The organism is Paenibacillus sp. FSL H7-0716 (assembly GCF_038002705.1).
Classification (GTDB): Bacteria; Bacillota; Bacilli; order Paenibacillales; family Paenibacillaceae; genus Paenibacillus_AQ; species Paenibacillus_AQ odorifer.
In genome coordinates this window covers 1-23,324 of sequence record NZ_JBBODA010000035.1, presented here as the reverse complement: position 1 = coordinate 23,324, position 23,324 = coordinate 1, and the positions used below count along the sequence as shown (strand labels likewise).

The following is a 23,324-nucleotide window of genomic DNA, read 5'->3' as shown; positions in this document are numbered from 1 at the left end:
AAGATGAGCCAATATAAAACAAACATCCTTATTGATGACAACCAACCGTTTCTCAAAGAAATATAAGGATGATGTATACCGTGAAACTTATACTTTCTTAGGCTTTCTTATATTTTGAAAAAAGAGGCTACTCTATATGACGTTCAAACAATTAATAACCCTGCGAAACTTTATGATCATTTTGTGTATATGCATGCTTGTGCTGCTTGGACAGAAGGTTTTTCTCATCGCAGATAAAATACAAATTACCAAAGAAGCCGACCGTCTCTACGCTGCTGGGGATCTGATTAATGCAGAGAATCAGTACCGCCAAGCAGCGGCCAACTATTCCATTGATTACCAGGAAGAAAGAGTCGCAAAACGTCTGGATGAATTAGCTCCAATCACAGACATCCGCAAAGTTCTGAATGTTTTGGTAGCCTCTACTAACGAGGAAGCAGCGACTAAGGATTTTGCCGGATTTATGAAGAGCTATCAAGCTCTGCTTAGTTTAAAAGCTACATATATGAAGCCAGACGGCCCCTATGAATCCTATTATCGCCAGTTATCGTCGGCCTCAGGCATTTCAGACCAGTTCACCTCTTATTTCCGTCAGTTTAAGGAGCAGTTCCTTGCCGAGCTTGCCCAGAACCAGAGCGGAGGGGTGAGTAATGAAGAGAACTTTAAATGGAATCTTTTGCAGATTCCTGATGCTTATTATGGAAGTGCAGCTTCCAAAGAGGATTTACTAACCTCAAAGTTTAAAAGCCATGATACAGCTATATTAAAATCCTTAGCAGGAGCAGGAAACTTTACCGGCATGCTGGAAAGCACCCTGTCCCTGATGAGTGCTTATAGCCAGCATAATTACGAAGCTCCTTGGGTACTTCAACAAGCAGAAAGCAGCGGGAAGATCATCCTGAACAAAGATCTTGAAGGTGACAATATCACAGCTTTTGCTGGGCATGCTGTAGCTTATCGTAATTTTGCAGGATCGGCAGGCATCACGTCATCCAAGGTGCTGACTTTGATCGATACTAGTAAGGCTAAGGTACTGAAAAATGCCAAACGTCTGACTACTAAAGGTCAATATGCTGAAGCGATACAATTATACGGAGCGCTTGCTCCGCTAGAAGATACTTCGACAAACATTGCCGCTGCTAGGCTGGCCTGGAATATCGCAGAGCCTGTTCGCCTCCTTCCTGGCGGTGAAGAGCAAGGCAAATACGACAACGTCATCTCCCGCAAAGAACTATCGGGCACAAAAGTGATCGTCGCCGGGACGGATAACAGTGGCGTGCTCTATTATGCCGCGATGAATAACGACGACAATGTGGTCACATTAACCGGAAACAGCTTGCCACGCTTCGAGAGTCTGCGCAGTCTTACTTTTAATGAACAGTTGGCAACCTCCTCAGGTGTACCTGTGGTTTTAGCCCAATCTGAGGTCGAAGGTGGACGCACCCTTTTCACAGCGTATGAGATGAAATCGAATGGTATTTCGCAGTTATTTTCTTTAGCTGGCGATAGTTATGAATTGCAGCCCGATGACTCTATTCTCGTGCCTAATGCGGATCTTGGAGACGGTGTTGACGGGCAAACGGCACTTTACCGTAAAGTAGACGGTATCTATCAATTTGCGGAGATCGTTCAGGAGTATGCAGTAATTTCAGCTTCCGATCTAACTACTCATCCTTTTGAAAAGGTCTCTTTTCATTGTGAGATCGTCGTAGATAACTTCGGCAATAGTCTTGCTTACTCGGATGGGAATTATTTTTTGCTCCAAGGAGAAGTGGGTTCCGTTACAGGTAACGCGTTAGTTAGTGGCCAATATCAGAATGGATATGAACTCGTTGGAACAGACATGGGCGAGCAATATGTACCTGTGTTTATAGTGGAATCCGTAGGTAGCATGAGCTTTGGGAGGTAGGAATTTGGGATTTGGGATACGAGATGCGGGATACGGGATACGGGATAACCTTGTCTTTGGCTCGGCTCCACGATCCTGTAAGCTCCACCACTTATAGCAACTGGCGTTGGACAGCGCTGCGATGGTTAATAGGTACCTAATGGCATGAAGATCACACAGCTCGTTAGTCACTTCGTAATTATCCTGTAGTCTAAGTCTCGTTAAGTCACCTATTTCGGATATTTTTACCAATTCATTGAACTTTCAAGTAATCTACTCCAGACGCTATCACACCATTGGTTACGCATCATCCCTTATGTGATCTCCGTTTGATGTAACTTCTTTAAGCAAATTTGCCATTATTAGCAATACCTGTCGCTGGACAAAAAGACACTAACCGGGGGTTGGTGTCTTTTTGTCCATGTACTAGCAGTCTATGGATAGATGAAAAAAATCAAATAGTAACCCGTTACGGGATAATGTACATATTGCATTAAGCACGGTGACTTTTACTCAGCTACTTAATTGGCACTTTTAATTTCTGAAGCACTTCTTTATAGGTCCCACTTAACCATTTTTTGATGAAATCAAATTCAAAGGTTTAAATCGGTGTTCTCGTTTACATAGAGCTCGCTGGGTTCAATTCGATGTTGGCGAGTATGCAACAGCTCTGGCAAACGCCCCATCCGCTCAGCCAAACGGGATAGCTTTTGCTCATGAAAATTAGATAATCCTGTATGAATCCGGTCTTGGAAAGGCTCAAGCCATCTTGTTTCCAGGCTGTCAGAACCGAAATAAACCCCGAGCAGAGAGCCTGCTGTTGCTCCAAAGCTGTCCGTATCGTTGCCTTGCATCACCTGCTTGCATATCCCGTCACCGACATTGTCTGCAAATCGAAATGTATTAATTAAGGTACCTATTTCCTGATAAACCTGACAGTGACTATAATTTGCATACTTATGGTTAATGCTCTGATAAGCTTCCAGCCAGTTATCTGCATTCGCTACCATCTGCAGGCAATCCTGAGTAATCTCATAGAACCGGCTCCTTCTAGGTACGAATTGCAGTGCAGTACTTATTATTTTAATAGGATCGCGCAGCACTTGCGCAGCTGCAATCGCAGCGGCGATGAACATCGTGGCGTAGATACCCGTCCGGCGATGTGTAAAACTTGCATCACGCCAAGCTAGCTCAGCGGCAAGCGCGGGCTGACCAGGGCAAGCATAACCGTAAGCATCTGCGCGAATTGCTGCTCCGCATAGTTCTGTATCTTGTACCATGAAGTCGGGCCAAGCCTCTATTTCAGAATGATTGAACAGTTCTCTATCATGCTCCAGATAGCTAATTCCCGATCGAAGCAAAATGGCTCTCTCCGGCCCCCAAGTAGTACTTATCGGAAGATGATTTATCCATAAATCTCTTAAATTTCTTTTCGTAAAACCATCACCAAATTGTTCTAACGCCATCATTCCCATTAATGTGTAATTGATATCATCATCAGGTGCCACATAACGAATTCGCCCCCGCGTCGTCTCAAACCAAGACCAATGTCGACGATCTAAAGCATGGAGAACTTCATCGGAAATGTAATCATTCAGTGGCCATTCCCCTACAGAAGTTAACGCTTTACGCAATTCCAACAAACTGGGGTTTACCTCAATCGGTTTGCCTAGCATTGAACCACAGACTGAAGCGAGGAATCCCGCCTCCACACGCTTGGAGCTATCCTTCAGATTCAAGATGCCTACCTGGCCTAAAGGTCGTGCCGGATCGCATTCCTGCCATATCTCTTCTAAATCGTTTGGTTCATAGTAAGGCCAATTGTCCCTCATTGGAATGGCAGCCAAGCTATGAGCGAATTCCAGATAGGCATCATAGCTTGCGGGAAGCTGTTCCAGCTTGGCTAAATAACCCGAGGTTTGATGCCCCTGTGCAAATTTATTGCGTAAAATCCCTTCTAATTGACCTTTAAGAAATGCGAGTGATGGCAGCATGCTGTATCTCCTTTGTCCGTTTATTAATCTACGTTTTAAATGATTTCTACATGAGAATGTAAACGATGCTAGATGGAAAAGCAGTCATCCCATAGCCTTCATTATAAGTTTAAATAAATGAACACACGATGATAGAAATAACAGTAAAAGCAATAAGTTTAATAGACTATTAAATAGTGAAAGACACTCTAAAAAATCCCCCCAACGGGGTGCCAAATGAGTCGCCACCCTTATGGCCTTCATTTTTTTGATTACGGGATTACGGATTACGGGATTACTTGTTGCGTTCAATTAGCTTATTACTTTACCTAATGAGATCGAATGTAATGGTTTATAGCATACACTGTACCAACTAGTGAACATTTATAATGAGTAGTCAAGTAACTATAGCGACTTGGGTGTACATATACGAAGCAGACAACTTTGAACGATTGGGTAAGCACTCCCTATGGGTAGTAGGCTCCTTCTGCCGACCATGGGAATGGGAACTCCTGTCTGGTCAGTTTTTTTGTCCAAGAGGTGTGGGTAGCCCGTCTATACTCTTTGTGTTTTTTTCTTGTCTATATTCTCTCAAGCCTGTCTCGCCCTTTTGAATAGACCAACGCTGCAACGTATCCCGCTCACCCGCGTAACTCATGAATGGGACCGAAAACCCGCAGGAAGTCTGTACTTTATGAACATCTATCAAAATGATCTGTCTAGCTCCAGGCAGAGATGTAAACAAAGGGGACAGTGTTTCCCATTCTGCTGATTCAGGCAAAACCACAGCCCCTGTTCCATACAGCCTTAAAATATTAGGCGGTCCCTCAAACGCACAAAACATAACCGTCACTCTTCCATTTTCCAGCAGATGCGCGCTCGTCTCATTACCGCTACCAGTCATATCTAGATAGGCCACCTGATTAGGAGACAAAATCCGAAAACAATCATGTCCCTTCGGCGAAAGGTTAACATGCCCATCTCCTGAAAGCGGCGCTGACCCTACGAAAAAAAGGTGCTGCCGAAGAATAAACTCTTCATGTACAGGTAGTATAGCGGTAAATTGTTTTCCCATTTGGCATTCTCCATTTCTGCATATTTGTGTGTTGGCTAATTGGTCATCTCTACTCAACTCTATCGGATCCGCCGACTCAATGAGTTCCATGAACTGCATGAACTACATGAACACATGAACTAAATGAACTACAGCAGCTCCAGCAGCTCCACCAATCACCTCAGTTCCATCAACCACATTTGCTTAACTAACTAGCTTTGCCGACTACATTAACTTCTACAGTTACATTAGCTCTATCAACTCCGTTAGTTACACCAACTGGATCAGTTCCTTAAGCGCTTTAACTCCACTAACAATAACAGCTCCACTAGCTCCTCCAGCAAACTAACTTTGGGTTGGGGCGGCTAATGTAGGGCATTTTTGCCTCTCTTTCCTGCTACTTTAGCTTCGGGCCGCTAATGTAGGGCATTTTTGCCTCTCTTTCCTGCTACTTTGGCTCGGGGCGGTTAATGTAGAGCATTTTTGTCTCTCTTTTCTGCTACTTTAGCTTCGGGCCGCTAATGTAGGGCATTTTTGCCTCTCTTTCCTGCTACTTTAGCTCAGGGCGGCTAATGTAGGGCATTTTTGTCTCTCTTTCCTGCTACTTTAGCTCGGGGCGGCTAATGTAGGGCATTTTTGTCTCTCTTTCTTGCTATTTTAGCTCGGGGCGGTTAATGTAGAGCATTTTTGTCTCTCTTTCCTGCTACTTTAGCTCAGGGCGGCTAATGTAGGGCATTTTTGCCTCTCTTTCCTGCTACTTTGGCTCGGGGCGGTTAATGTAGAGCATTTTTGTCTCTCTTTTTTGCTATTTTAGCTTGGGGCGGCTAATGTAGAGCACTTTTGCTCTTATTTCTGACTAATTCGACGCTATGCAGCTGATGTAGAGTATTTTTACCGTACATTTCCGCCACTTTGGCTCAACCCAGCAAATCTACGGGATTTTTACCGTTCATTCTCGCCACTTCTGCCCAATCCAGCAAATCTACGGGATTTTTACCGTTCATTCTCACCACTTCTGCCCAATCTAGCGATTCTGCGGGATTTTTACCGTTCATTCCTGACACTTCTGCCTAATCCAGCAAATCTACGGGATTTTTACCGTATATTTTCCGCAGACACATTAGTTAAGTATATATACTCTAGGGCTTCTCTTATGTCTCCCCCGTCTGCCTAAATGCAAGCGCCTCAGCAAGGATTAACAACATATCCCCAGATGAGACAAGAGTCGTTATCAATTATTTTTTACTGATGTATATATTCTTTAAAGCTGTTTATTCTCTTCCACCGTCAAGTAACCCTTCCCCCCGGTACGAGGCACGTCAGCAAAAATAGGGACTACCTCTCGGCAGCCCCCCTTCTCTCGCAAGTTGCTTGATACTACTGTCAGAAGCAAGTCCCTCAAATCCCTTTTTCCCTATAAAACACTTCACTTTAAAACAGTTCTCTATAAACACTTCCTATAACACTTTTCCCAAAAAAATCTCCCGCTTAAGCACTTAAGCCACTAAGCACACAAAACCATCTTTCCCCTACCTATTCAATCGCAATATAAATCTCAACCTGCGTGTCAGCGGGATCAAAATTCTGGGAATCATAAATCTCAAAATCCCCCGTGTAAGTTCTTACCTCCCCAGACTCCTTAAAGTACGCCCAAATCTCTCCCCACGCTTGCGCGACTACTTCAAATACCGGACCCTTTTTCGTCTTAAAAACCATGTATTTGCTCTCCGGTACAGCCGCATAGGTGAACTGGGTTTCCACTAGTTGGCTTTCCTCTAGCTCGCTTTCCTCTAGCTCGTTTTCCACTAGTCCGCTTTCCTCTAGCTCGCCTACCTCTAGCTGACTTCCCTCTAAATGTCCCTCCTCAGCTACTTCATGCCCGATCACAACGGTATACGCTCCGCTCGCATCACTCTCATAATCCGTATACAAAGCATAGATATACTCAGGATTTACCGTGGCTATCTGCCCCGCAATATTACTCTGAAAATAAGTCTCCCACAGCTGCGGCAAACCTCCATCAGGTCCCATTTCTGCTTCATTAGTTGTGCGGATGCTAACCCCCGCCAAGGTCATTTTTGCTTTCTCTACAAAATAAGTATTCATCCATTCTCCCTCATTTCCTGTGATTGAACTTAGTATACACAGGCAAAGTGGACATCTGTCTGTCCAGTTCGAATAGATTGATTTCATTCTGGGTTATAAAGACACCATTAGGGTAATTAATAGTATGGAACTACACTCGAAGGGAATGACTACTGCATGTCAAAAATCAAATTAGCTGTCATCTACTACAGTGCCACAGGAACTAACTACCAGCTAGCACAATGGGCCGCGGAAAGCGCAGAAAAAGCAGGAGCTGAAGTAAAACTGCTGAAGGTGCAGGAACTGGTTCCCGAGGACAAAATCCAAGCAAATCCAGCCATGAAAGCCCTAGCTGAGAAAACAAAAGATATCCCAGTTGCCACACCCGACGATATAGTCGAAGCGGATGCGATTATTTTCAGTTCCCCAACCCGTTACGGTAACATTGCTTCCCAGATGAAGCAGTTCATTGATACAACCGGTGGCATTTGGGGCAAAGGATTAACAGTAAACAAAGTCGTCAGCGCCATGAGCTCAGCACAGAACCCGCATGGTGGACAAGAAGCTACGATTTTGGCACTCTATACGTCGATGTATCACTGGGGAGCAATTGTTGCAGCACCCGGTTATACTGATCCAGTCACATTCGGTGCGGGAGGCAACCCTTACGGAACAAGTGTCAGCGTAGATGGAGACGGTAAAATGATCGAAGATCAGGATCGGATCCGTGACGCTGTTTTTCATCAAGCGAAGCGTACCGTTGAAGTGGCCGGCTGGGTTCAGGCAGGCAAAAACGCCAATAATCAGAACTAGCGCAGCTTAGTTAATATAACAACACCCCTCGGAGCTACTTGTGTAGCACTGCACCGAGGGGTGTTTAATTTATATTTCAATTACTCTCCGGGGTACTTAAGCCCCCACTGTGCACGCACTTGATCCAGCAGTTTCAGAATCGCTAACGATTCATCCAATGTCATCACCGGACTCTCTGTAAGCTCGGCCTGAAGACAACGTCCTACTTCCTCCGCTTCAAAACAATACCCAATAGAAGCACGGTCATCCACAAAGCTCTCTACCTTCTCATCTCCTATATAAAGCGCAGCCGATTTCGGGTTCACTAATGTACCCTCTACAATAATACGGCCTTCTGTGCCAAACACATGCGCTTCCTCCAACATGTTAAGACGAATACCACCGTTCAACGAAGCGGTTTTCCCATTACCATATGACAACAGCATCGAGAAATGCTCGTCCACTCCAGTCTCACCTATGTGCACTGTGCTGGAAATAGACTCAGGATGAGGTCCAAACACCATGGAGGCAAAAGAAACCGGATAAATTCCCACATCCAACAGCGCTCCCCCGCCCAGCTTCGGATTCAGCAATCTGCCTTCCGGATTCCAGTCGGTACGAAACCCTAGATCTGCCTTCACCAATCGAACATCACCGATCTTGCCCTCAGCAATCCATTCTCTAACCTTCACAATCGCCGGGATGTAGCGACTCCACATTGCCTCCATCAGGAATAGCTTATGTGCTCTAGCATAGGCCACAACTTCTTCCAATTCACCGCTGTTTACGGTAAAAGGTTTCTCACACAGGACAGCTTTGCCTGCACGCAGCGCCATTAAAGCATTTTCTTTGTGAAAAGGATGCGGCGTTCCAATATATACCGCGTCTATATTCGGGTCATTCAGCAATTCCTCATAGGTTGCATAGGCATGCGGAATCCCATGATTTTTAGCAAATTTATCGGCACTTTCCTGAGATCTTGACCCAACGGCATAAGCCATACCATTGCTGGCATGCGCCAAATCAGTAACAAATTGATGGGCAATCCAGCCTGTGCTAATAATTCCCCATCTCACCTTGTAAGCGTTGTCCATTTTCATTTGCATGTTCCTCCTAATCCTTCTGCTAAGTCTCTTTAATTCTATCAGACCATTCTAATGAATGTATAGGAACTGATGCCAGCAAACACCACCGTCACCACCAAAATAGCAATATTCCAGATCTTGCTCAAGGCCGCTGAGTGCTCGTTAGAGCTTTGAATAAACGCTTTTTGCAAAAGGAACTGTAAAAGCTTCATGATTATGAATCCCAAACAACCCAGCCCGCTTTGCAAAATAACCTCCAGACTAGCTTTACTTACAAATCGATCAGCCATGTTCCCATCATAATGAATCGGAACGGTATCCGGCATTTTAGAATAAAGGAATAAATAAATAGCTACAGGAATCAAGGCCACCACACTGCTTAAGATCATCGTCAGTTTGGTTTTGAACAACGTTTTACCCTCCTTGTGCGGAAAAATAATCTTCCCGTTATTCTCCTTCCACTTTAATCAGATATATCCCCTTCTTAAATCCACCGCGACGTTTAGCTTTCTCTGCACGTTGCTTCTCCAGCTCCACGCTATTGCTCCCGTGTGTCTCCGCCAGAGCCTGAATCACTTCCAGCATATCGGCAAGCTCCTCCAGTGCTTCTTCATCACTTGCTGCCTGAAAATATTCCTCCGACTCTTCTTGCAATTTTTTACGTAGTTCAGTTATGTATTCTTTGGACTCTAATATCCTTGTGTTAAAATCTTTACCTTGAGAAGCTATCAAATCAGGGATGCCGTCACGCACTAGCTTTTCATATACTGGCATTTAAGCTCTTCCTTTCTTCTATATTATATTCTATCTCCCTTCAATCCGGCTTTGATTCCATCACTAGACGTTCTACAAAAGGAAGATCTGCCGGAGCAAACATGAACTGACCCAGTTCAGCCGGAAGCACCCACCTATGTTCGTCGTGATCCACCAGATCAATTACACCTCCCTGATACCGCGCTTTCCAAGCAATCAATTGGATCTTTATCTCTCCATAGTTATGCTCGTTTATGCCAAAGCTCTCATAGGGAAGGATTGTGATCCCCATCTCTTCCTGAAGCTCTCTTTGCAGACACTCTGCGATACTCTCATCCTGCTCTATTTTGCCACCAGGAAATTCCCACAGACCTGCCTGCGACTTACCTTGCCGCCGCCGGGCAATAAGAATCTGCCCTTCTTCATTATGTATAATTGCTGCCGCCACCTTGATCACAAAGAACACCTCCACTATTGCTAGTTATTCGACAGATACTACTATTAAAACATACAATTCATTCCAAACCAAAGAGACTCTCCCAAACGCCAACACGGCCTGGGAAAATCTCTTCAGTACAGTCTCTCTATACATTTCACAGCAGCGTTATCCTTACAAAAGGGCTACTAATTTGTCAGCACAAGCTCCAAGCGAACCTCAAGATTATTTTCTGTGTCCAGCACAACGGTGTGAGGATTGCTTAGACCAAAGTCAGAAAAGGCCACTGTTGTCGTTCCCGACAACATCAACTGTCCCCCGCTATACGCCGCTTGCGACTGAAAGGTGACGTCCTTTTCTACTCCTTTTACGGTAAGCGTCCCCTTCATTTCAACAGGCACAGTTGCTCCTTCAGTCCATTCTGCCGGCAGCTCCGAAAATGACTTCACTACAAACGTGGATTGTGGAAATTCCGTAACGGATAGAAAATCCTCTCCTTTTACATGCTCGTCCCGTTGGTTATTGCCAGAATCCAGAGCGCTCATATCCACTGTCCCTTCCCCGGCCATCGAAGTAGAATCCTCTATATTTACCTTCCAGGTACCCTGAACTTTGTTGTCTACGAAGTTTACTGTTTCTTTAGAGGTCGTCACTGACCAATAGACTTTAGAGGTTTCCGCAAGGGTCCAATCCCCGTTTAATTGTTCGGCCGTGACCGCCACCCCTGCTGATGCTCCAGTGTTATTTGTTGCCTCTCCAGCACCTGCTGTTGTTGCTTGATTCGGAATCACGGACTCGATCTCTACATTATTGCCCAGCGATTTATCCAGTAATGTATAACCTGTGACTACTCCTACGATAATAACTCCTGCAGCGATCAAGGCTATTCTTTTTCTCTTCATCCTGTTCCCTCCAATATTCATAATTTCTGTATGCTTTCAAGCTCGTCCCTCATTCTAACAAAACAATATGTCGGGAAGAAGTCAGAGCAGAACGGGCTATGATGTGTTAAACTTGTCGTAAATTTTATGGACTGGAGGTACTCCCATTTGACGAAATCCATTCTTGTTGTAGAAGATGAAGAAGCCATCTCTAGAGTCCTCAGTGCTTATCTGAAAAAAGCAGGCTTTCAAGTCACCCGTGTAGCTGATGGACGCGCTGCGCTGGAGTCTTTTGCTATATCTCCCCCTTCATTAGTATTACTAGACATCATGCTGCCAAACATGGACGGCTTTGAACTGCTTAAGCTCATCCGTGAAAAAAGCAGCTGCCCTGTGATCATGCTGACGGCAAGAGATGGGATCAATGACCGGTTAGCCGGCCTCGACGGTGGTGCGGATGATTATATGTCTAAACCTTTTATTCCCGAGGAAGTGGTGGCACGCGTGAACGCTGTCTTACGCCGTCCCTCGCAGTGGTCAGATGGCAGCCGTAAACGGCATTATGGCAGTTTGTTTATCGACTTCACAGCACGTGCTGTCTTTTTGAATGGGGCTGAGCTGAGTCTTAGTCCTCGGGATATGTCAGTACTGTTATTTCTCGCTGAAAGGCCTAATCAGATTTGTACGCGTGAGCAATTAATAGAATTTGTATGGGAAATGGATTATGAAGGAAGTGACCGGGCGGTAGATTTGTCGATCAAAAGACTACGCCAGGCGTTGTCGCACTGGCCTACTAGTGAGGGGGAAATCCGTACCCTAAGGGGGACGGGATATCAATTATGGACAACTTAAAGAGAAACAACGCCAAACGCACCTCTATCCTTTCTTACTGGACGATACGTTATCTGCTCATTATTAGTGTAGGCCTGCTCCTCACAGCTTTAGCTACATTATGGTGGATCCGTCAGGAGGCTATGAGCAATCGTCTGCAGACTGCGGGGCTTTTGGCACAGGAGATTGCAGATCGCAGCTTAAATATGGAAGGCTCCATTGAAATCAGCCAAAATCTCGAAAAACTGATCGAAGACCGGAAGCGGTTTTTCAAGTTAACCATAGAGATGTGTGTGATCATTACTGATCAACAAGGTCAAATGCTGTTCTCCCTGCCACCTCTAACTGACAAGGAAATGAGATATAAGCTTAATGATAGCCTGAACGACTCCCGCAGTCCGGAGTTTAAAGCTGCTGTGGCACCCATAAATTCGGATGACAAAACACTGGGACAGGTTATTGTCCTGCAATCCAAAAAATCGCTGCGGCATATTCCACAGGAGGAGATCATATTTTTCTCCATATTGCTGCTGTTTCTAATCATCTTAAGTTGGCTAACCATTTACCTCTTATCTCGTAAACTGGCAAAACCCATTCAGAAGGTAGTCGAGGCAGCGGCTCAAATCAGCCATGGCCGTTATGATATCGTTCTAGATAAGGATGCTAAAGAGCGGGAAATTCATGAGCTGATGATGTCTTTTGAAGAGATGGCAGGCAAGTTACAGCAATTTGAGCAGTCTCGAGCCGTAATGCTGGCCGGAGTCTCCCATGAGTTGAAAACACCCGTAACTTCTATTAAAGGCCTGGTGCATGCCGTCCGCGAAGGGGTCGTTGAAGGTGATGAAGCTGTGGAATTTCTGGATATTGCCCTGCTGGAGGCTGGGCGGTTGCAGCGAATGGTAGCCGACCTTCTGGATTACAATGCCCTGACTGCAGGAATGGTTTCCGTTCGTCATGACCGACTCGAGGCCGTACCCCTGTTATCCGAAATCGTATATCAATGGAAGCTGACACAGGCGGAAGAAGTCGCTGAACCCGTGCTCCATATGCCGATCAATCCCTTATTTTTGCGTGGGGACTCCCTTCGTATCCAGCAGATTATCGTCAATCTACTTAATAACAGCGTACAAGCCAAAGCTCCTGATCGAAGGGTGCAGCTTACGATAGAACTGCTGGAGCAGCAAGGTCATGGCTTTGCCGAAATTCGTGTTCAAGATAATGGGCTTGGCATCTCATCCAATCATAGTGAGCATGTCTTCGAAGCCTTCTTCCGGGGCAGCGACAAGCAGAGCACACTGCGTGGTCTAGGACTCGGCCTAACCTTCAGCCGACTGTTGGCCGAATCTATGAATGGAAGCCTCGTGCTTGAGGCGCACTCAGACAAAGGCTGCACCTTCGTGCTGTCTCTGCCGCTTGATGACTAAAAAAATAGTCTACGATCCATCGACATGGTATAATCATGTGCACAATCACACCGAAAACCGGAGGCTGTATATGCTTACTTTTGAACAAAAATTAGCGATTCTCGACTCTTACCCCCAGCTGGAACGCAAAAACGTATCCCTTGGGCGCGTGAACTATCACTACGAGGAAAGCCAGCATGATAAGAAAACCGTGGCTTTTCACCTGCATCCAAATGGTAATGGCTATGTGTTCGCAGGCTTACTGCGGGGCTACGAGACAGACGATAAGGGCTTCGTGAATATTCGCGACTACTCGGAATCCGAGCTACGTAGTTTGCTGGATGCCTCCATCACCTCACTGTCTATTTACATTCCTGATGCTCCTGTAGCCAGCAAAAGAAAGAAAAAGGCTGCGGCCACTGCCGATACACTCTGGACTAATGATGAGGGCCAAACCCTAACCCTAAAGCTTGAGGATGATTTATGGTATGTCTATGCCGACCTCAATCTGGAGATGGCGTTTGAAACGCTTGAGGAAGCTAAAGAATATTTAGCGGAAGAGGGATTTACAGCAGCGCAGGAGTAATTGTCAGACTTTAATCTACACACTCACAACAAAAGAGGTGTCTGAGCAGCCATTTATTTTGGCCGTTCGGACACCTCTTTTCTAATAAAACGATCCTTAATATACAGGTTCCGTATATATGTAACTATAAATACCCAAATCGAGCTCGGAAACCACTTCATAATCTAGTTGGAATTCTATAATCTTATTTGATAGACCTCCTACAAAATAGCTGCCCTCCACAACCAACCTATCCTTCCCTCCAACTGGGGCGACCAAGATCAGCTGTTCAGCTTTATTGGCTGGGATCACAAAGTTTTGCAGCCCACCCGTCTGATCTTGAATATATTTACGGACAGACACGAGGTTACTGCCTAATTCCGAGAGGCCGGAATTGTTGTTCCGCCATTCATCAAGCGCATCTTGTTGGGATTGGTTGGAACTGACACATGCCTGATTAACTGAAAATTCCGGGATTTTATATATATTCCCGCCCATATTATCGATAACTACTTTATGGGTTACTTCCGTACAATTTTCAATTTTCAGAGTCGGCATGGGGTCCTTTTCCTTTGAGAACGTCTTAATGATTTTTTGATCACCAGACTTAAAACTTATTGAGATGTCTTTATTATCCATGTTAGAAAATTCGAGCAAGCTATACAACTGATTATTTTTAATTCCGTAGTGCTTTACGTTTATAACAAACCTGTTTCTCTCATCTGATAACGATTTTGATTGCTCTTGACTTCCTACTGAAATTGTTCTGTTAACCGGAGCAATAAGCTTCTCCTCGGCAACTGGTGAGGTTATGTAAATAGATTTTGCACCTTCATCCCAAGTGACACTACTACCCAACACTTCGCTAATAAATCTTAGAGGGACGAGTGTATTATTTTGAAAATTGATACCTTTTAAGACTTGCTCATGCTCTTTGGCGTTTACAATTACTCTTCCTTCCTTGACCAGATAAAAAATGTTAATATCCCCTTTAACCGCTGAGACCGACTTCGCATGATTATCCCATTTAATAGTTGCGCCTAAAGCTTCAAATATCGCCCGCATAGGTACGTATGTAACTCCATCTTTCAGTATAGGACTTACATTAAAATGTAATTGCTTACCGTCCAAATAACATTTGAGATCACTGTCGTCCGCCAAGGCTTGACTTGAAAATAAAACAGCAAAACTTATCATCACCATAAAAAAAGTGATCATTTTTGAAGCAAAGTTGTGGTTTTTCATGTTCTTAATTTAGCTCCTAATCTAGAAAAATAAAGTATTACTTTGCACACCTGAATATATCAAATGGTCAAGCAAAATGTAAGTCTAAAAAGAAAACTACCAACTACACCCAAATTATGGTTAGATGAAGAAGAAGCCATATCCTAGAGGGAAAGAAGCGTGAACGTATATGAGTTTTGAAATCGTAGAGGCCACCATACCGGACATCCAAGCCGCATTAGAAGCCGGAGAAATTACGTCAAAACAACTAGTTCTCATGTATTATGAACGCATTGCTGATCACGACAAAAACGGCCTAACGATTAACTCTGTACTGGAGATTAATCCTGATGCGTTGTTTATCGCAGAATCTCTGGATGTGGAACGGGCAATTAAAGGCCCGAGAGGACCCCTGCACGGGATACCTGTGTTGTTGAAAGATAACATCAATACTGGGGACAAAATGCATACAAGTGCGGGTTCGCTGGCTTTGGCGAATTCTTTTGCCGGGGAAGATGCGTTTATAGTTACCAAGCTGCGTGAAGCCGGAGCCATTATTATGGGTAAAGCCAATATGACCGAATTCGCCAATTTTATGACGAACGGCATGCCCTCCGGTTACAGCTCCCGCGGCGGGCAAGTCCTTAACCCCTACAATATTTCTACGCCAACCGGCGGCTCTAGTGCGGGTTCAGCAGTAGCTGTCGCTTGTAATTTCTGTACGGTCTCTGTTGGCACAGAAACCTCAGGATCGATTCTTAACCCCGGTAATTTGGGCTCCATCATCGGCATTAAGCCAACCGTGGGGCTGCTCAGCCGTTCAGGAATCCTGCCGCTCTCCAATACACAAGACACCGCAGGTCCTATGGCTAGAACCGTTCATGATGCCGTGTTGCTGCTAAACGCCATGCTGGGCAAGGATCAGCACGATGCAGCTATGGGAACAAATACAGGTAAAATTCACGAGGATTATACTGTATTCCTTGATCCGAATGGTTTGCAGGGCGCTCGAATTGGGATACCACGTGATTATTATTTTGAGGAGCTCACAGATGAGCAGCTTGCTTTGTTCAACGCTTCCGTCGACAGGATGAGAGAGCTTGGAGCGACCATCATTGATCCCGCGGATATTAAGACCGCCCGCGAAATTAGTTACTCTTCGGTGGTATTAAACGAATTCAAAACAGCACTGAATGCTTATTTATCTCATTTGGGCCCCGGAGCACCTATGCGAACCTTAAAGGATATTATTGATTTTAATCATGCACACCCTGTCGAGACTTTGAGATTTGGTCAAGCTACGTTAATAGATGCGGAATATACCTCCTCCGGCACACAAAGTGAAGCTCAATATTTACGCCATCGTGCGACTGACCTGAAGCTGTGTAAGGAAGAAGGGATCGATGCCACTATGAAAGAATACAATCTGGATGCCCTGCTGTTCCCTGCCGATTTTGGCGCCAGAATTACTTCCAGAGCAGGATATCCGTCTATCGTCGTTCCTTCTGGATACACGTCAGCCGGTGCTCCCTTTGGTGTAACCTTCTCCGCAAAAGCTTATCAGGAGCCTACGCTAATCAAGCTAGCCTATGCTTATGAGCAGCATTACAAGGTGCGAAAAGCACCTTCGCTAAAAAGCTTCATTTGATTAAGCCTATTCCTGGAGTGGAACAATACCTAAATGCCTGTTTCCCTCATGTGAAAGACTCCATGTACGCACTTCATAGCTACGAATGCCAGACAGCACGTAAGGATCTTTTTCGGCAAGGAGAACGGCTTCTTCGCGTGAGCTCGCTCTTACAATAACCATACCACCAGGACAATCACTAAAGGGACCACACAGCACTAATTGACCTTTACGGTCCAGCTCTTGTAAATGCTTAACATGACCACGAATAATCTCCATGTCTCTACGGTCTTGATTCGTCGGGCTAAGCAAAATAACATAACAAATATCTGCTTGATTGACCTCACTCATCCTATTCTCCACCTCTCGTTCAAATAGAAACTAAAGCCTGTAACGGTGATTTCCCAATGCCGATTCGGGCTTTTTTATTTCGTGATGTCTTCGTTCGTAGCTTTATTCATAATCTCGCTGATTTTCTTCATCGGCAATATTTTGAATCTCATCAGAATGAATAAGAAACAGCTCGTAGTCTCCCTCTGCATGCAGCTTTAGCGCTCGTTCTTTAAAAAACTTCGGACTGCCTTCCGCCGCATCCTCATCATAAAAGAGCAATATTCCGTCACTTTTGCGGAACAACAAGTCGTCTCTGGCCCGGAACTGCCAGCTGCCGTCATAAGGAGCATTACTGACCGCCCTGCAAAAGTCCGCGCCCGCAATAATACGTCGGTATTCCTCCTGCTTCTCTTCCTTCCACTTCTCTTCCTGTCCAGTATGCGCCGTAATGATCCCCAATTTCAATTCAGGATATTGAGTCTTGAGTTCACTTACCACCTCACAAGCCCAAAGATCGACACCATACTGGCCGGGGGTAATAATCCATTCGACGCCTTCTTCAATTAGCGGTTTTAATCTGTTAGACAGCGCCTTTTTGATATAAGGAATTCCCGGATGTTTATTGTCAAAAATACCGAGCTCGTGCGCACGGTAGCCTGTTACGAGTAAATTCTTCATGTACTGCCTCTTTCCTGACCGTTGGTTATGTCTTACCATGACTTACCTTTGTAGAGTTTTATCCCACTTATATGATTATTATATAGCATTTCCTTGATCTATTTCTTTAGGCAAACTTTCAGCTGATCTTAAGCAACCTTTCAGAACCGTCTGATATATTTCTCCTAATCAATCTAAAACTATGAAGGAGAGAAAATAAATGAAGAAATTAATACCGATTATGATCTCAGGAAGTCTACTCGCTTCTCTACTATTGGCTGGCTGCAGCACGAACTCGGAGGCCGAAGGAACAGCAGTCACTAATAACCAAGCGAACACGGCACCCGCAGATAACACTGAGGCACAGCAATCTCAAGGAAACGGCAATCAACAAAACGGCAGATCCGACATGTCTATGAATTTCGGCAAGATTAAGAGTATTAGCGACAACACAATTACAATCTATACGTCAGAAATGCCTTCCCCGCCCGTACAAGGCACTGGAGATACGGCTGGAGCCGATAAGCAGAACGGCCAGGCTGGTACTCCACCGGAAAGACCCGAAGGTGATCAAGGCTCAGAAAACGGTACACCTCCAGAGGGGGGAATACCGGAAGGAGGAGCCCCTGACGGCGGTGGACAAGGTGGTGGACCACAAGGAGGTGGGATGAAGCAAACCTTCTCCGAGGAAACCACAGATATTACAATTGATGCTGATACCAAAATTGTAACGATGACCTTTGACAATGGCACGCGTCAGGAGAACACGATCAGCTTAGCTGACCTGAAAGCTGATGACATTATCCAATATACGCTTAAATCAGATTCCACTGTGGCGGAGAGCATTACCTTAAGCAGCGGAAACCCCGGCGGATCCGCTCCAGACGGGAGCACGGGCAGCAGCAGCTAATCAGTTTCTTCACAACAAAAAAACTTTCCGGGGACAAGCTATACCCGGAAAGTTTTTTAAAAATCGTATATTATAAACTATTTTTTATCCGACAAAATCAATACTCCGCGACCCGGCACAATTGCTGAACCGCTGATTACATTACCAGTCAGTAGATCAGTACGCTCAGCTGGCCCAATATCCGCGCTTAAATCCCCGGCAGTGTGGTTCAGTAAGAACAAGTAAGATACGCCATCCTTCACACGTTGAACAGATTCGATACCTTCCGGTGCAGTTACCAGCGGCTGAATGTTCTTTTCGGCACACAGATTCGCTAGGAAACCTTGCAGGAATCCAGCTTCTGGGCTAGTCGCCACATAATAAGCTTTACCTTCGCCAAATTTATTCACAGTCAGTGCAGGCATTCCTTTATAGAAATCAGAACCGTATTCTGCCAAAACTTCTGCCCCTTCGGCATGGATCAGATCGCAGAGCAGATCACATTTATAAGAACCACTCAAGCTACCCCACGTTTTATCCAGCACGAGCTCATTGCTCATACCTGGCAATAATGCATCGATTTCCTCTGCCCAAATTCCAAGCACCTTACGCAGTTCACCTGGATAACCTCCAACCGTCACGAGGTCGTTCTCATTAACAATACCGCTGAAATAAGTCGTAATGAATGTGCCGCCCGCTTTTACAAAGGCTTCAACCTTCTCTGCAAAACCTGGCTTGACCATGTACATTACAGGTGCGATAACAATTTCATACTTGGACAGGTTCTCTTCGACCCCGATCATGTCGGCTTCGATATTTTGCTGATAAAGCGCATCATAATATTTGTGAACTTCATTCACGTAATCCAAGGCAACCGACGGTCCGCTTGAGAGATCAAGCGCCCAACGATTTTCCCAATCGTAGATGATCCCTACTTTAGCTGCACTGCGCGCATCCAGTAGTTGATCTCCAAGCTGCTCCAGCTCTTTACCCAGCTCAGCACATTCACGGAATACCCGTGTGTGTTCATGACCCACATGCTCAATTACCGCTCCATGATACTTTTCACATGCCCCTATCGAACGACGCAGCTGGAAGAACAACACAGTATCTGCACCACGCGCTACAGCCTGGTAACTCCATAGACGCATAACGCCTGGACGTTTCAAAGAGTTGTACGGTTGCCAGTTCTGCTGGCTCGGTGTTTGCTCCATCAGCATGAACGGTTGGCCATTTTTTAATCCACGCATAAGATCATGTGTCATTGCTGTAAAGCTGACCGGTGTGTCCAGTGAAGGATAGTTGTCCCAAGAAATTACATCCATATGCTTGGCCCACTCAAAATAATCCAGCTCCGGATAAAAGCCCATCAGGTTCGTTGTAACAGGTACGTTAGTGCTGTGTTCTTTGATCGCTTCGTATTCGATTTTGTAACATTCGAGCAAGCTATAAGACATAAAACGGCGATAGTCCAACGAGATTCCTTGGAAGTTAGTACGGTTACCGTTCCATTCTTCACTCAGCTCATTTGGTACCACAATTTCTTCCCAATCATAAAACGTATGTCCCCAAAAGCGTGTATTCCAAGCCTTGTTCAAAGCATCCAACGAACCATAACGCTCCTTCAACCAGACACGGAAGGCAGCAGCGGACTGTTCGGAATAGTCATAGCCACCATATTCATTAGAAATATGCCAAGCTACCAGTGCCGGATGATCCTTGTAGCGTTCTGCCAGCTTACCAGCCAGCTTCGCTGCATACTTGCGGTAAACTGAACTGTTCGGATTGGAGTTATGTCGTCCGCCGAACTTACGTTTTCTGCCCTGCACATCGACACGGGTCACTTCAGGATAACGATGAGCCATCCAAGCTGGATGTGCTCCTGTTCCTGTAGCTAGACATACATAAGTTCCATTTTTATATAGTCTATCCATTAATTCATCCAATGAGGAGAAGTCATAAGTATCTTCGGAAGGTTGGATTAAAGCCCAGGAAAACACATTAATTGTGGCAACATCAATTCCCGCCAGCTTGAACATCCGTTCATCCTCAGCCCATACAGGCGCATCCCATTGCTCCGGATTGTAATCTCCACCGTACCAAATTTTAGGTAATTTATCGTTAATCACACTTCGCACACCCTTTATAGTATAATTATATATCTATTGTAAATGGTTAAGGTTGCCCTTTAAATATAAAATAATATCTCATACATATAAGAATATAGAACTAACAGGAGAGGATAACATTGTCCGAAATCATGCATCGCAGGATCGTATTCGTCCATGAAGGTGGACAGCACTTGCCAATCACTTTAGACAGTATGGGGCACAATCATGATCAGGAAAAAGTATCCCGCCCCGATGGCTATGACACGTATCATTGGCTTCAGACCTCAGAAGGTGAAGGGATCATCCATTTTGATAATAAAACCTTTTCCCTGCCCGAAGGCAGCGGCGTATTACTACTTCCTTATACACCCCATCGTTATGAGGCTTCCACCAAAAACTGGGGCACCTATTATCTAACGTTCGGTGGCGATTCGGCACAATCTATTTTGGAGACGCTTGGGATGAATAGTAATTCTTTTTACCGTTGGGAAAATGAAGCGCCTCTCCCCAATCTGCTGAAGGAAATGCTGGATCGTCATGATGCCTATCAGGATATGTTTGGTCTCGGCGCCTCCACAGATGCTTATCGTTTTTTACTTACTTTGAGTAAATATGGCCAGCTTCATAATAATACGGCGATTTCCCGCAATGTAGATAAACTGCAGCCACTGCTAAAATGGATGGACAGCCATTATGGCGATCCTGATCTCGGACTGAACGATCTAGCCGATGAACTAGGGGTATCTGGGCGCTATCTTAACAACCTATTCGTCCAAACTTTCGGACTCTCGCCTTATGCCTATTTCGTACGTTTACGCATCCGCAAAAGCAAAGAATTGCTCGTAAGCCAACCCGATCTTACGGTAAAAGCTATCTCCCAGCTAGTCGGCTTCCGCGATGTCAGCCATTATGTAGCCACATTTCGCAAGCAATCCGGGACTACGCCGGAGCAATTTAGACGCCTGCATTAAAAATGTCCCGCCCACTGTGGAGAAATTGCTCGTTGGGAATATGCGGCTAGAACGTAGTAAGAGTATGGTATGCGCTACTATTGTGTAGAAATGGGCGATACGGTGAAGTGCGGTATGGCCCGTTGGCTGGGTTTATGGCTGCGAGTGTACGGCAGCTCTGGGGTTGGATCGTGTAGATCTGCTCATGGTGGGACTCCATGTGGAAATCTGCTCATGTTGAACTCCATGTGGAAATTTGCTCATGGTGGACTCCATGTGGGAATCTGCTCATGGTTGGACTCCATATGGAAATCTGCCAGTGATGGGGACTCCATTGTGCAGCTCTCTTCAGTTCAGTATGAGTAAGTCAGACGAAATAATTGCACTTTGTACACTTAAAATAGCCTGCACGGCAGAAATTATCCATATAAGTGTATTCTGTGCAACTATATTCTCGGAATACGACCTTGCAGCGGGATTAGCCAATTTTTAGCTGCACAAAGTGCAACTAAAACCAATTAAGTACTCCAACACTTCAAATAAGTGTACGAAGTGTAGGCCTGTTGATTAACCAATAAAAGGTAGAAAAAAGGCCGCTCATTCGGTAAAGTGTTTGTACCCCTACAAACATCCGAAACGAGGCGACCTCATGAGAAAGTCTACTTCATTATCAAATATTCTGCAATTGGTGATTCCCGAGGAAAAGATACTCCATCTTCTTAAAGAGCTGAAGTATATTGATGTGGCAAGAAAGTTTACGGTATATGATTTGTTTCTATTTTTGGGCGAAGCTGCCTTCCAGCAGTGGGATGGATACCGGGACGGAGAACAGCGGATGGCCCTTTGTGGGCAACGTTCTGTAGATCATTCTACTCTCTCCAAAAAAGCCAAAGACGTTCCTTTTGAATTATTCAAGCGTTTGCTGGATCTCATGATTGGGTTGTGTAATCGAAAGACTCGGCGTGTACTTGGTATTCCAAAAGAGTTGCTGGTCGTTGATTCTACCACAATTACGGTAGGTTTGGGACGACTGCCTTGGGCTCCACACAAAGGTCAAAAAGCGGGTGTTAAGCTACACGTAGGGATCGTTGGAGACCACGGCGAATTGCACAGAGTCACCGAAACGACGGGATATGAACCTGATTTGAAGAGTTGCCCAGACTTATTGGACTGGAGATATATTTTGGTAGCAGACCGAGCGTATGGCAAGCATAAGGGATTTGACAACTATCAAGAGCAAGAAAATCGGCAATATTTTGTAATTCGCCTTCGTGACAATACGACCTTCCAGAATCCGATCCCAAGAGAACGAAAAAGCCCTTTTACGGGAACGATTGAACAGGATCTGACCTGCCAATTAGGTAAGACAAAGGCGCTCACTCAGAACAGGTTTCGGGTGGTGATCCTAAAAGATCCGAAAGACAATCCCGTCATTCTCGCTACAAATCTGCATTGGCATTCAGCCGAACGAATCGCAGATATCTACAAGAAACGGTGGCAGATTGAGGTCTTTTTTCGTTGGATCAAGCAACATCTCAACATTCCGAAATTATTTGGAACAACGCCAAATGCAGTGTATGGACAGTTGTACACGGCGTTACTCATTTATGTTTTGCTTAAATTCCTGTTTGAGCAAGGAAATACAGTTGTGCATGGAAGCGCTAAATTGACATTCGCCGACTTTGATCGGTTATTTACTTTACAAACTTTACCACCGGAGTGGAGGATTTATTTAGCTAATGCAGTGTTTTTTCCTGCCATAATTTAGCTAATCAACAGGCCTGTAC

Annotated in this window: 23 protein-coding genes; 10 read left to right on the top strand and 13 right to left on the bottom strand. The window is 45.0% G+C overall.

Going from position 1 to position 23,324, the window contains the following annotated elements:
* Positions 1-136: 136 nt before the first annotated feature.
* On the top strand, positions 137-1,909 hold the full coding sequence (locus MHH60_RS27900; protein WP_076137113.1) for a hypothetical protein: 1,773 nt from the start codon (positions 137-139) through the stop codon (positions 1,907-1,909).
* A gap of 572 nt (positions 1,910-2,481) precedes the next feature.
* Here MHH60_RS27900 and MHH60_RS27895 read toward each other — a convergent pair.
* The 4 genes from MHH60_RS27895 to MHH60_RS27880 all read right to left on the bottom strand — a co-directional run bounded on the left by MHH60_RS27895 (position 2,482) and on the right by MHH60_RS27880 (position 7,021).
* Positions 2,482-3,882 (bottom strand): ADP-ribosylglycohydrolase family protein, encoded by a 1,401-nt coding sequence (locus MHH60_RS27895; protein ID WP_076137111.1) that lies wholly within the window; start codon positions 3,880-3,882, stop codon positions 2,482-2,484.
* Between the two features lie 499 nt (positions 3,883-4,381).
* Positions 4,382-4,936, bottom strand: a complete 555-nt coding sequence (locus MHH60_RS27890) for a pyridoxamine 5'-phosphate oxidase family protein (RefSeq protein WP_076137109.1) — start codon at positions 4,934-4,936, stop codon at positions 4,382-4,384.
* A gap of 896 nt (positions 4,937-5,832) precedes the next feature.
* Positions 5,833-5,970 (bottom strand): hypothetical protein, encoded by a 138-nt coding sequence (locus MHH60_RS27885; RefSeq protein WP_162636657.1) that lies wholly within the window; start codon positions 5,968-5,970, stop codon positions 5,833-5,835.
* Positions 5,971-6,448: 478 nt separating this feature from the next.
* A complete protein-coding gene (locus MHH60_RS27880; RefSeq protein ID WP_076138997.1) occupies positions 6,449-7,021 on the bottom strand; it encodes a GyrI-like domain-containing protein in 573 nt (190 codons plus the stop codon).
* A 156-nt stretch (positions 7,022-7,177) separates the two neighbouring features.
* On the opposite strand from MHH60_RS27880, the gene wrbA reads away from it, so the two are divergent.
* A complete protein-coding gene (gene wrbA / locus MHH60_RS27875) occupies positions 7,178-7,813 on the top strand; it encodes an NAD(P)H:quinone oxidoreductase type IV (RefSeq protein ID WP_076138996.1) in 636 nt (211 codons plus the stop codon).
* An 80-nt stretch (positions 7,814-7,893) separates the two neighbouring features.
* On the opposite strand, the gene MHH60_RS27870 is transcribed toward wrbA, so the two are convergent.
* From MHH60_RS27870 to MHH60_RS27850, 5 genes are all read right to left on the bottom strand, one after another.
* The gene (locus tag MHH60_RS27870) at positions 7,894-8,892 is read right to left on the bottom strand and encodes a Gfo/Idh/MocA family protein (RefSeq protein ID WP_081389216.1); all 999 of its coding nucleotides are present in this window, start codon (positions 8,890-8,892) and stop codon (positions 7,894-7,896) included.
* A gap of 44 nt (positions 8,893-8,936) precedes the next feature.
* On the bottom strand, positions 8,937-9,287 hold the full coding sequence (locus tag MHH60_RS27865) for a DUF1648 domain-containing protein (RefSeq protein ID WP_081387265.1): 351 nt from the start codon (positions 9,285-9,287) through the stop codon (positions 8,937-8,939).
* Between the two features lie 37 nt (positions 9,288-9,324).
* Positions 9,325-9,651, bottom strand: a complete 327-nt coding sequence (locus MHH60_RS27860; protein ID WP_076138995.1) for a nucleoside triphosphate pyrophosphohydrolase — start codon at positions 9,649-9,651, stop codon at positions 9,325-9,327.
* Between the two features lie 40 nt (positions 9,652-9,691).
* The gene (gene mutT, locus MHH60_RS27855; RefSeq protein ID WP_076138994.1) at positions 9,692-10,087 is read right to left on the bottom strand and encodes an 8-oxo-dGTP diphosphatase MutT; all 396 of its coding nucleotides are present in this window, start codon (positions 10,085-10,087) and stop codon (positions 9,692-9,694) included.
* A gap of 167 nt (positions 10,088-10,254) precedes the next feature.
* Positions 10,255-10,968 (bottom strand): YceI family protein, encoded by a 714-nt coding sequence (locus MHH60_RS27850; protein ID WP_076138993.1) that lies wholly within the window; start codon positions 10,966-10,968, stop codon positions 10,255-10,257.
* A gap of 147 nt (positions 10,969-11,115) precedes the next feature.
* Here MHH60_RS27850 and MHH60_RS27845 point away from each other — a divergent pair, with 147 nt between their 5' ends.
* From MHH60_RS27845 to MHH60_RS27835, 3 genes are all read left to right on the top strand, one after another.
* Positions 11,116-11,799 carry a response regulator transcription factor gene (locus MHH60_RS27845; RefSeq protein ID WP_232061150.1) on the top strand — a complete coding sequence of 228 codons (684 nt, stop codon included), beginning with the start codon at positions 11,116-11,118 and terminating at the stop codon, positions 11,797-11,799.
* Positions 11,787-13,202 carry a HAMP domain-containing sensor histidine kinase gene (locus MHH60_RS27840; RefSeq protein ID WP_076138991.1) on the top strand — a complete coding sequence of 472 codons (1,416 nt, stop codon included), beginning with the start codon at positions 11,787-11,789 and terminating at the stop codon, positions 13,200-13,202. Before MHH60_RS27845 ends, MHH60_RS27840 begins: the two co-directional genes overlap by 13 nt.
* Positions 13,203-13,272: 70 nt before the next feature.
* A complete protein-coding gene (locus MHH60_RS27835; RefSeq protein WP_076099543.1) occupies positions 13,273-13,767 on the top strand; it encodes a hypothetical protein in 495 nt (164 codons plus the stop codon).
* Positions 13,768-13,863: 96 nt separating this feature from the next.
* Here the strand turns inward: MHH60_RS27835 and MHH60_RS27830 are convergent, their stop codons facing one another.
* Entirely contained in the window at positions 13,864-14,991 is a 1,128-nt protein-coding gene (locus MHH60_RS27830) for a copper amine oxidase N-terminal domain-containing protein (protein ID WP_076138990.1), read from the bottom strand.
* A gap of 169 nt (positions 14,992-15,160) precedes the next feature.
* Between MHH60_RS27830 and MHH60_RS27825 the strand changes: the two genes are divergently transcribed.
* Positions 15,161-16,618, top strand: a complete 1,458-nt coding sequence (locus tag MHH60_RS27825; protein WP_076138989.1) for an amidase family protein — start codon at positions 15,161-15,163, stop codon at positions 16,616-16,618.
* 6 nt (positions 16,619-16,624) lie between these two features.
* On the opposite strand, the gene MHH60_RS27820 is transcribed toward MHH60_RS27825, so the two are convergent.
* Positions 16,625-16,948: a YciI family protein gene (locus MHH60_RS27820; RefSeq protein WP_081389215.1), complete on the bottom strand. Its 324-nt coding sequence runs from the start codon at positions 16,946-16,948 to the stop codon at positions 16,625-16,627.
* Positions 16,949-17,050: 102 nt separating this feature from the next.
* Complete coding sequence (locus MHH60_RS27815) at positions 17,051-17,608, bottom strand: DUF1273 domain-containing protein (RefSeq protein WP_038568847.1); 558 nt, start codon at positions 17,606-17,608, stop codon at positions 17,051-17,053.
* Positions 17,609-17,807: 199 nt separating this feature from the next.
* Here MHH60_RS27815 and MHH60_RS27810 point away from each other — a divergent pair, with 199 nt between their 5' ends.
* Positions 17,808-18,497, top strand: a complete 690-nt coding sequence (locus MHH60_RS27810; protein WP_076138988.1) for a hypothetical protein — start codon at positions 17,808-17,810, stop codon at positions 18,495-18,497.
* 77 nt (positions 18,498-18,574) lie between these two features.
* Here the strand turns inward: MHH60_RS27810 and MHH60_RS27805 are convergent, their stop codons facing one another.
* Positions 18,575-20,605, bottom strand: coding sequence for a beta-galactosidase (locus MHH60_RS27805; RefSeq protein ID WP_076138987.1), 2,031 nt, complete (start codon positions 20,603-20,605; stop codon positions 18,575-18,577).
* 119 nt (positions 20,606-20,724) lie between these two features.
* Here MHH60_RS27805 and MHH60_RS27800 point away from each other — a divergent pair, with 119 nt between their 5' ends.
* The 3 genes from MHH60_RS27800 to MHH60_RS27790 all read left to right on the top strand — a co-directional run bounded on the left by MHH60_RS27800 (position 20,725) and on the right by MHH60_RS27790 (position 23,305).
* Complete coding sequence (locus MHH60_RS27800; protein ID WP_232061149.1) at positions 20,725-21,558, top strand: AraC family transcriptional regulator; 834 nt, start codon at positions 20,725-20,727, stop codon at positions 21,556-21,558.
* A 69-nt stretch (positions 21,559-21,627) separates the two neighbouring features.
* Complete coding sequence (locus MHH60_RS27795) at positions 21,628-21,903, top strand: hypothetical protein (protein WP_143766818.1); 276 nt, start codon at positions 21,628-21,630, stop codon at positions 21,901-21,903.
* Between the two features lie 283 nt (positions 21,904-22,186).
* On the top strand, positions 22,187-23,305 hold the full coding sequence (locus MHH60_RS27790; RefSeq protein ID WP_076137728.1) for an IS4 family transposase: 1,119 nt from the start codon (positions 22,187-22,189) through the stop codon (positions 23,303-23,305).
* The last annotated feature ends 19 nt before the right edge of the window (positions 23,306-23,324 follow it).